This is a genomic window from Halococcus thailandensis JCM 13552, from assembly GCF_000336715.1.
GTDB lineage: Archaea > Halobacteriota > Halobacteria > Halobacteriales > Halococcaceae > Halococcus > Halococcus thailandensis.
Map to the genome: position 1 here is coordinate 1 of NZ_AOMF01000111.1, position 3,207 is coordinate 3,207.

Below are 3,207 nucleotides of genomic sequence, written 5' to 3' on the forward strand. Positions count from 1 at the left end.
GGGTGGTCTCGGTTTGGTCACCAGAGACAACCCCTTCCTGAAGGGAGTCAGTTGCTACCGAAGTCTAGACCGCTTTGCGACACGACCAAAGGATTGCTCGAAAAAGGTGAACTCGACAAGCGAACGAACTACTATCAGGTGACCCAGCGTGGGCAGCGCGAAATCGAAGCTCGCCGGGAGTGGGAAGATCAATACGTCTCGCCCGAGACCTGAAATCATGCGTAATGTTACAGTCCTTCGGACACGCGGTTTCGGAAGCAGTTGCTCGGGAATACCACTGATCAGCACCGGCGATGAGGCCATCTAATGGTCGAGATACCCGACCGGCTGGCGTGTCTGTACACCGGGTCAGTCACCGAGGCGGGCGATTCCTACACGGTTGAGGTACCAGAAGACGAACTCGACGTGGGAGCGATTACGGCCGGTGAGACCTACCGAGTGGTGATCCTCGAGAATGCAGCGCCCGCGGGAAGCGACGACCAGCAGGACCCATCGACGAACTCGGCAGTCTCGGCGACTTCGAAACCACCGGTATCTGAAGGAGCGATTCGTGAGGTGACCATCGAGTCGCTGGGCGATCAGGGTGATGGGATAGCGAAAACCGATCGTGGATACGTGCTGATCGTACCGGAAGCGCGTCCCGGCGACGAAGTGACCGTCGAGATCACGAACGTCCGCGAGAACGTCGCGTTCGCAGAGGTCCGATCAGGCCGAGATCAGGACGAGATCTCGGAGAGTTAGTAGCCTTCTTTCAATCGAAGAGGGTAGATTTTTCGCGAGAAACCGCCAGACGTGGGTACATTTATCATTGTGTCCGTACTGTGTTCGGAACACTCCATGACCAGCACGTCAGACAATCCCCGAAATTTCACACTGCGTGAGGAGAACGGCGAGGAAACGAGTGTTTTCACTGGGCAAACGCCACGGCAGGCGGCGCTCAAAGCCGCTCGGCGACTCGACCCAACCGACAGCGAAGCCCAAGCAAGTCGGGAGGAGTTTCGCCTGCGGGAGAAAGGGACGAAGAAACTCCACATCTACGAGGGATGGGCATGGCGCGAGCAAGCACCAGACGACAAGCCCGACTGGATGGCCGAAACGATTACCGAAGCGAACGTCTCGAAGGAGGGCATCGAGCACCTCGACGAGCTGTAGCTCGAGAGGGCTGATACAGATTCATATATGGGGGGATGAAACAGGGGGCATGGACGAAGAGCGGCGGATACCGCCGTTCGCTGAAGACACGCTCGCGCTGTTGACTGAAGCGGTCGGCGGGACCGGCGAAGAGCTCCCGAGAGACGAGGCGATCAGAATGATCACCGCCGACGAGCGCTTCGATAAAGCCGACGCCGAAGCAGCGCTTGAGTCGCTGCAGAGTCGTGGATATATCTACTACGTCGGAGAACACGTCCGGATCACACCGACAGACGACTGAGGAGCACCGGGTGATCTGGTTTCATTCGGAAATAGCACGCTTGTACTGTTGGATAACTGTCGACGGTCGGTATCCGTGAGGAGTGTTTTTCATGCTCGCTCGATGAGTGGTGTCTATGGCAATTCCGTTCGGCGCGACGTGGGGGACGCTGATCGAACGCTGTGAGAAACTGCCCGAGGAGGCGACGTTGATCACGCCGTTAGCCTCGACGCGGTTCCAGATCACCGACGTCCAGGACCAGCGACTCATCATCGAAGACGTCGATTCGGGTGACTCACAACCGCTGCAACGCGAGCAGTTCGAAGCGCTCGCCGAGCATACACGAGAGGCAATCGATGGGTACGAACTCTCCCGGCTGCCGACGCAAGCCGAACCGTATGCAGCCGTCCTCGCACTCCACCCGCGCTACGTACTCGACGAACGCGAGAACACGCTGACCGAACTCGACGAGGCCGACGAGAATGCCGTTCTCGACGACACTCCGCACCTCTCGATGGCTGGTGACAACGACAATGACACCGAGCGTGAGGAACCGAACGTGTCGGTGTATTCGGATATGCTCCTCCTGCTCGACGCGCTCGAACGCGAGGACCTGACCGCGCTCGAAACAATCGAGACACCCGCACTCGTCAACCTGTATACGCTGCTGTCGGATGTCCAGCGCAACGCGAACAGCCTCCGCACGGACGTGAGTGACGTGCTGTTAGAGCGGGTCGGCCACGACCGTCCGGTCCACGGCCAGTACGGCTCGATCCAGCGGACGACACGCCGGAATCGCTCGCTGAAAGACGACGAGCAAGTACTCGGAGCGCTCGAAGACGCTGGTATCGCCCGCGAGCGAGTTGTGAGCATTGACCGCGGGAAAGTCGATGAAGCCCTCGATGTCGTCTCCGTTCCCGAATCAGACGTGTACGACATCGACGAAAGCGAGTACGTCCGCAAAGCCGAGGTGGACAACGAGCGCAAGGAGACGCGCTTGCAGGGGCTCAAAGACCGGCTGGCGGTCAGCGATGATCCTGAAGCGGATGTCCTGCGTCAGGAAGTCGATCGCTTGGAACAGGAAATCGAGGAGTTGACTGAGTTCTCGCCGGCCAGCACGTTCGATGAGCAGACCGAACGCGGCTGAGACGTCTGCTCGCTTGATCGGGATTCACCGGCCGGAGCGGATGGACTACACCGGGAGTCTCGGGGCAGATTCAGTTTCACTGTCCTTCCCGCGCCTTTTTACTCGGGAGCCGTCAACGATGAGCGTCTCCCACCGAACACACGCGGAGGCAGTGAGAGCCAATGGCAGATGTACATTCGCACGCCGAGGAAATCCACGAACNGAGCGCCTCGACACGCTGGTCAACGAGTATCAAGTGCCCATCGAGGAAGCGCGCCGCAGTGTCACCAGCAGCTACTACGACGAGGCCGACGTCGATCAGGACTCGCTGAGTGATGCGAACGAACAGCGCGAGATCGGCAGTATCAACGCGGCCGAGGAATGGGTCGACATCACCGCGAAGGTCGTCGAACTGTGGGAGCCACGGAGCGATGCGATCGCACAGGTTGGCCTCGTCGGCGACGAAACCGGCCGGATCAAATTCACCTCGTGGGCGAAATCCGACTTGCCCACCATCGAAGAAGGATCGGTGTACCAGCTGGGCAACGTCGTCACCGACGAGTATCAGGGACAGTTTTCGGTCAAGCTCAACCGGACCACCACTATCGAGGAAGTCGACGACGAGATAGAGGTCGGCGACAACACCACTGAAATCGAGGGAGCGCTCATC

General features: G+C 59.2%; 4 protein-coding genes and 2 pseudogenes. All 6 read left to right on the top strand.

Annotation, left to right across the window (positions count from 1 at the left end):
- Positions 1-213, top strand: a pseudogene (locus C451_RS23650) (hypothetical protein); the annotation flags it as partial.
- Positions 214-306: 93 nt separating this feature from the next.
- Positions 307-741 (top strand): TRAM domain-containing protein, encoded by a 435-nt coding sequence (locus tag C451_RS05030; RefSeq protein ID WP_007738409.1) that lies wholly within the window; start codon positions 307-309, stop codon positions 739-741.
- 96 nt (positions 742-837) lie between these two features.
- Complete coding sequence (locus C451_RS05035; RefSeq protein ID WP_007738410.1) at positions 838-1,152, top strand: non-histone chromosomal MC1 family protein; 315 nt, start codon at positions 838-840, stop codon at positions 1,150-1,152.
- A gap of 49 nt (positions 1,153-1,201) precedes the next feature.
- Positions 1,202-1,432, top strand: coding sequence for a hypothetical protein (locus C451_RS05040; RefSeq protein ID WP_007738411.1), 231 nt, complete (start codon positions 1,202-1,204; stop codon positions 1,430-1,432).
- Positions 1,433-1,547: 115 nt separating this feature from the next.
- Positions 1,548-2,558: a hypothetical protein gene (locus C451_RS05045; RefSeq protein WP_007738412.1), complete on the top strand. Its 1,011-nt coding sequence runs from the start codon at positions 1,548-1,550 to the stop codon at positions 2,556-2,558.
- 161 nt (positions 2,559-2,719) lie between these two features.
- Positions 2,720-3,207: pseudogene (locus tag C451_RS05050) on the top strand (replication factor A); the annotation flags it as partial.